Here is a 6330-nt window from a genome sequence, read left to right as displayed (position 1 = left end):
TGATACCGCCCACCGTGACCACGTCGCCGGTGTTCATGGCGTTTTCCACCTGGATGAAGATCCCGGTGATGATGTCCTGCACCAGCTTCTGGGCACCGAAGCCGATGGCCAGGCCCAGTACACCAGCACCGGCGATCAGCGGCCCGATATTGATGCCGATCTCGGCCAGCACGATCATCATCGTCATGGTGATCAGGCGATGGCCAGGGCATTGCGGAACAGCGAGAGCAGGGTCTTGGCACGCGCGGTGGGCTCGCCGGTGCCGGTCTCCGGGTTCAGCTTGTGTTCGATCAGGCTGGCCAGGCCAAGCCAGGCGCCAATGGCGACGACCAGGATCGTCGCCACGCTCGCCAGCGTGCCCACCAGGCCGCGCCCCGGCTCTGAGGCATACCAGGCCATGAGGTCGAAGGCGCCCCAGGCGTTGAGCACGAGCAGGATCACCACGATCAGGATGATGGTGCGAATGACGCGCAGGGCATTGGGCACATAGCTGTTGAGGCGTGGCTCCAGCAATGGCAGCTTGCGGCGCAGGTCGTCGGAGAGGCGAATGCGACGCCCGATGGTCTGGGTCAGCAGGCTCGACAGGAGCATGCCGATCACCACGATGGCCAGTGTCTTGAGCGTGGCAAAGAGCACGAAGGGTAGCGCATCCGCCGGCCGGGTGAGGGTCAGCACCAGCACCATCAGGAAGTAAGCCAGGGCGAACAGGTGCCAGGTGCGGGCGAACAGCGTCAGGGAGACCCGGGTTGCCGTCAGGTCGCTGCGCCCCGCCAGCTCGTCGAGGTTATTGCGAATCCGGAGCCGGTTCTTGAGCACCACGGCCACGGCATAGACGAAGGCGCCGAAGATGACCAGGGCACCGATGCCCTGGCCCAGAGCCGGGGTCAGGTAGAAGTTGGCCAGCGGCACCACCACCATCAGGCCATAGCCCACCAGCCCGATGAGGCGGGCGAGCCAGCGGTTCCAGTAGGAAGCCTCGCCGGCCGAGATGGGCAGCAGGCGAAGTCCTCGTAGCGTGACGAGAACAGCATCCGCACGGCGGCCTTCAACAGTTCTATGATCAGGAAGGCGTTGAGGAACAGCGAGGCACGGGTGGATAGCTCGCCGGTTTCGCCGATAGCGAAGGTGGCGATGAGGTTGCCGGCCATGTAGGCCAGTACCACGATCAGCACATCCACCAGGGCGGCCAGGGCCACGCAGAGCACCAGGCGCACGACCGGCGTAAGGCTGCTGGCCTGAAGCGACCAGCCGCTGATGCGGGTGAACAACGGCCTGGCGAAGTGGCGGAAGGTGACGAAGAAGAGGAAGGTGGCCAGTATCACCAGGCCCAGGTTGATCGCCGCCGAGGTGAAGGCCGCCGTATCGAAGTCGGTGGCGGCAGTGTCACCGGTGAACAGGCCGGTCACGATGCTCACCAGATTGCGCAACTCCCCGCCGATATCGCTGACAACTCGGCTGGTCATCTCCGCCAGCTGCCTTGGTGCCGATACCTGTGCCGGCTGCTGTCCCTCGTGGACGGCTTCGGCGCTAGCCAGGGCGCCCTCATCGATTGCCTGGCGGCGCAGATGGTCGATCAGTTGCTGGCGGGATGACTCATCCTCGAGCAGGTCGGCCAGCGTCGAATAGGCAGGGCCATTGGTGGCTTCGCTTGGCTGGGCCAGGGCAGGTGTCGCGGCCAGGCAGGCCAGCAGCAACCAGCCAAGCAGCCAGGGAATGAAACGTGTCGGTATCACGCGGTGACCTCCATCTCGGGCGTGTAGGCAGGGACTCGTCTGTTCCCGTGCGCATATGATACGGATTTTGTCACCACGGGACGAACGGTGGCGGTCGAGTCGAATTTATCGATGCAGTAATTGTACATGTAATGCCAATTGTGTCATATTCTGGTGCGTGCCTATCCCTTGGCATGAATCCCTGCACCAAGCTCGATCCTCTTGCCACTCGCCCCGCGAGTGGCTTTTCTTTGTGTGTTCGTAACGACTTCGCTAGGCTATGTTCGAAAAGTCGGCGAGCGAAGGTCAGGAAAGGCAAAAATCGGCGAAAAAGCAGAGTTTACGGGGTGTAAATGAGTATTTTGAGCCGATTTTTAACGCAGCATGGCCGAGCGCAGACAGTTTTCGTACATAGCCTGGCATCGGTTGGCATCAAAGGTTCCGCTGGGGATACGGCAGCATGAGCATCGGATGGGCCGCGGTAGTACTGGTGGGGGTAGGCGGGGCCGTGGGGGGCATGGTCCGCCTGGCGGTTTCCCGGCTCCTGGCTCGTTGGCTGGGCACCGGTTTTCCCTGGGGCACCCTGGCGGTGAACCTCAGCGGTGCATTTCTGGCTGGCTGGATCGCCGGCCGTCTGGGTGTGCCTCAGAGTCTCGACCTCTCTTCGGCCTGGCTTGGCTGATAATCGGCGTGCTGGGTGGCTATACCACGGTCTCCTCTCTCAGCCTGCAGACACTGGCGCTGTGGCAAAGCGGTCGGACACCGGCGGCGCTGACCAATATCGGCACCACCTGCCTGGCGGGTCTGGCCCTGGCTGGATGGCTGGTGGCTGGCGGGGGGGGCGCCATGAGCGGCTGGCGAGACTATGCGGCGGTGGGGTTGGGCAGCGCCCTGGGCAGTCTCCTTCGCTACCTGGTATCGGTTGCCTCAATGGCGGTGCTGGGGCCGGCCTTCCCCTGGGGTACCCTGGCGGTGAACCTGCTGGGTTCCTGGCTGATCGCCGCCTTCTCTGCCTATGCGGCCTGCCGCCAGGGAGGGCGCGTGGCACGCTGGCAGCCCTTCCTGGTGGCCGGATTCTGTGGCGGCTTCACGACCTTTTCGCTGTTCAGCCTCGAGACGCTCTATCTGCTCGAAAGCGGCCTGCCCTGGCTGGCGCTGCTCTATGTACTGGCCAGCGTGCCGCTATGGCTTGCCGCCGCCTGGCTGGGCGACTCCATGATCAGGGCCCGGCTGGCGGCGGCTGCAGCCAGAACAACATAGGCCGATTCAGCTCTCCTTCTTGCTCGCCTTTTTCTCACTCTTGCCTTTCCCGCTCTTGGCTGGCCCGTGGGCGGTCGATGGCGAGGTGGGGAAGTGTTCGCGCACCAGGGCCAGCAGCCCCTGGGTCGAGGCGTCGAAGTCCTGGGTCTGGGTATCCAGGCGGTCGCTGATCTCACCCGCGATACGCTTGCCCAGCTCCACCCCCCACTGGTCGAAGGAGTTGATGTTCCAGATCACCCCCTGGACGAAGACCTTGTGCTCGTAGAGCGCGATCAGTGCACCCAGGTTCTTCGGCGTGAGTTCATCGAGCAGCAGCACGCTGGAGGGGCGGTTGCCGGGACAGCTGTAGGGGTCGAGGCGACCGCCGGTCTGGCTCCCCTCCATGAAGGCATTGGCCTGGGCCAGCATGTTGGTGAGCAGGGCGAAGTGGTGCTCCTCCACGCCCGGCTCCGGCTTGAGCGAGGCGATGAAGTCGATGGGCACGTAGCGGGTACCCTGGTGCAGCAGCTGGAAGAAGGCGTGCTGGCCGTTGGAGCCGGTCTGCCCCCAGACGATGGGGCCGGTCTTGTAGTCCACCGGATGGCCGAAGATATCCACCGACTTGCCGTTGGACTCCATGTCCAGCTGCTGCAGGAAGGCGGGCAACTGATGCAGCGCCTGGTCATAGGGCACGATGGCCTGGGTCTCGGCCCCTTTGAAGTTGAGGTTCCAGATGCCTACCAGCGCCATCAGCACGGGCATGTTCCGGTCGAAGGGGGCGGAGAGGAAATGCTGGTCCATTTCGTAGGCGCCTTCGAGCATTTCCATGAAGCCATCGAAGCCCACTGAAAGGGCGATCGGCAGGCCGATGGAGGACCACATGGAGTAGCGGCCACCGACCCAGGCCCAGAATTCGAAGACGTTCTCCTCACGTACGCCGAATGCCATGGCGGCTTTCTTGTTCGTGGAGGCGGCGACGAAGTGCGCCCCCACATCGGCATCGTCGCCGGCCTGCTCCACGAACCATCGCCGTGCCGTCTTGGCGTTGAGCAGCGTTTCCTGGGTGGAGAAGGTCTTGGTCGAGACGATGAACAGCGTGGAAGCCGGGTCCAGGCGAGCCAGCACCTTCTGGATATGGGCGCCGTCCACATTGGAGACGAAGTGGAAGCCGAGCTCCGGGTGGCGGTGCTTGAGCAGTGCCCGGCACGCCATGTTGGGCCCCAGGTCCGAGCCTCCGATGCCGATGTTGACCACGTCCTTGATGCGCTTGCCGCTGAAGCCCTTCCATTCGCCGCTGCGTACGGCGTCGGCGAACTGGCGCAGTTGCTCCCAGGAGCGGCGAATCTCCGGCATCACGTCCTTGCCGTCGACCATTACCGGGCTGTCGCCCAGGTTGCGCAGGGCGGCGTGCAGTACCGGGCGGTCTTCGGTGACATTGATGATGTCGCCGGAAAACATCTGGGCGCGCCGCTGGACCAGCGCCGAATGGTCGGCGAGCTCGAGCAGCTTGGCCAGCACCGTATCGGAGATCTGGTGCTTGGAGTAGTCGAGGAACAGGCCGCCGACGCGCAGGCTCATCTTCTCGAAGCGCTGGGGGTCGGCGGTGAAGTAATCCTTGATCCGGTCGCCGGCGGTTTCCTGCTGCAATTGCTTCAGGGCCTGCCAGGTGACGCTGCGGGTCAGTTGGAACATGCGGTTTCCTCAGGCGCGATGGTCGGGGCGAGGTGGCGCGGGCCGCCTGTCAGCCTGTGAATTGCGTGATGTCACCCATGCCTGGGCATCAGGGATGGTCATCTCGTAGGGTTGTGACAGCCAGGGAGAGCTGACCAGGAAGTCGGCGCTGGCGGCGTTGCAGGCCACGGGGATGTTCCACAGGGCGGCGAGCCGCAGCAGGGCCTTGACGTCCGGGTCGTGGGGCTGGGGGGCGAAGGGGTCCCAGAAGAAGATCAGCAGGTCGAGGCGCTGCTCGGTGATGCGGGCGCCGATCTGCTGGTCGCCGCCCAGCGGGCCGCTCATCAGGCCTTCCACCGTCAGGCCCAGCTGGGCCGAGATGCGGCCGGCGGTAGTGCCGGTGCCGACCAGTTCATGGTCGGCCAGGGTCTGCTGCCAGTGCGTGGCCCACGCCAGCAGTTCCTCTTTCTTGCCGTCATGGGCGATCAGGGCGATGCGCTTGCGGGCCGGAAGGGTGCGCTGCACGGTGCGATGCGGACGCGGGTCGGTCATGGTGTACCCACCTCGAGAATCTTCAGGGTATTGGTGCCGCCATGGGCGTTCATGTGATCGCCCCGGGTCAGAATGACATCTTCCCCCGGTTTGGCAATTCCCTGCTTGACCAGCAGCGCCAGCGCCCGGTCGTTGAGCTCGGGGGCGGCCATGCCGCTGGTATCGAAGGGCAGCGAAACCACGCCGCGGTAGAGCGCCATGCGCCGCTGCGCCACCGGGCTGTGGGCCAGGCCGACGATGGGCAGTCCCGAGCGGATACGCGAGGCGATCAGCGGCGTGTAGCCGGTCGAGGTCATGCAGGCGATGGCCGCCACGCCGGTGAGATGATTGGCGGCGTACATGGCCGACAGGGCGATGGTCTCGTCGATCCGCGAGAAGCCCTCGTGGATGCGGTGGCCCGACTCCTGGGCAATCTTCTCGCGCTCAGCGCCGAGACAGACGCGGTCGATCGCCTCGATGGTCTCCACCGGGAAGTCGCCGGCGGCGGTCTCGGCGGAGAGCATCACCGCGTCGGTGCCGTCGAGCACGGCGTTGGCCACATCGAACACTTCGGCCCGGGTGGGCAGCGGCGAGGTGATCATCGACTCCATCATCTGGGTGGCGGTGATCACCGCTCGATTCAGGGTGCGGGCGCGCTTGATGATGCGCTTCTGCATGCCGATCAATTCGGCGTCGCCGATCTCCACGCCCAGGTCACCCCGGGCCACCATCACCGCCTCGGAGGCCTCGATGATGCCGTCCAGGGTCGCCGCATCGGCCACTGCCTCGGCGCGCTCGAGCTTGGCCACCAGGCCGATCTCCTTGCCTGCCTCGCCCAGCAGCTCCCGCGCCTCGTGCATGTCGGCGGCGCTGCGGGGAAACGAGACCGCCAGGTAGTCGACGCCGATGTCGATGGCGGTCTTGAGGTCGGCGCGATCCTTGTCGGTGAGCGCCGGGGCCGAGAGGCCGCCCCCCTCCTTGTTGATGCCCTTGTTGTTGGAGAGCTTGCCGCCCACCACCACGCTGGTGTGGATCAGGTGGTCGGCCACCCGGTTCACATGCAGCACCAGCCGGCCGTCGTCGAGCAGCAGCCGGTCGCCGGGGACGACGTCGTCGGCCAGGGTCTTGTAGTCGCAGCCGACCCGGGTCTCGTCCCCGGCATCCGCTTCCAGCGCCA

At 65.1% G+C, this 6330-nt stretch carries 5 protein-coding genes and 1 pseudogene; 2 read left to right on the top strand and 4 right to left on the bottom strand.

Going from position 1 to position 6330, the window contains the following annotated elements:
• Positions 1-1733, bottom strand: a pseudogene (locus Q427_RS25650) (mechanosensitive ion channel protein MscS); the annotation flags it as partial.
• 439 nt (positions 1734-2172) lie between these two features.
• Between Q427_RS25650 and Q427_RS34880 the strand changes: the two are divergent.
• Both Q427_RS34880 and Q427_RS25640 read left to right on the top strand, forming a co-directional pair.
• Positions 2173-2394 carry a CrcB family protein gene (locus Q427_RS34880; protein ID WP_231613924.1) on the top strand — a complete coding sequence of 74 codons (222 nt, stop codon included), beginning with the start codon at positions 2173-2175 and terminating at the stop codon, positions 2392-2394.
• Between the two features lie 8 nt (positions 2395-2402).
• The gene (locus tag Q427_RS25640; RefSeq protein WP_331280710.1) at positions 2403-2972 is read left to right on the top strand and encodes a CrcB family protein; all 570 of its coding nucleotides are present in this window, start codon (positions 2403-2405) and stop codon (positions 2970-2972) included.
• A 6-nt stretch (positions 2973-2978) separates the two neighbouring features.
• On the opposite strand, the gene pgi is transcribed toward Q427_RS25640, so the two are convergent.
• From pgi to pyk, 3 genes are all read right to left on the bottom strand, one after another.
• Positions 2979-4643 carry a glucose-6-phosphate isomerase gene (gene pgi / locus Q427_RS25635; RefSeq protein ID WP_043518235.1) on the bottom strand — a complete coding sequence of 555 codons (1665 nt, stop codon included), beginning with the start codon at positions 4641-4643 and terminating at the stop codon, positions 2979-2981.
• A 9-nt stretch (positions 4644-4652) separates the two neighbouring features.
• Positions 4653-5174, bottom strand: coding sequence for a methylglyoxal synthase (locus Q427_RS25630; RefSeq protein WP_051496716.1), 522 nt, complete (start codon positions 5172-5174; stop codon positions 4653-4655).
• A partial coding sequence (gene pyk / locus Q427_RS25625; RefSeq protein WP_043518234.1) for a pyruvate kinase occupies positions 5171-6330 on the bottom strand: 1160 nt, incomplete at its 5' end. The genes pyk and Q427_RS25630, both read right to left, overlap by 4 nt.

The organism is Halomonas sp. BC04 (genome assembly GCF_000568385.1).
Note: the sequence above shows the minus strand (reverse complement) of the source record. Positions and strands in the feature narration are given on the sequence as shown.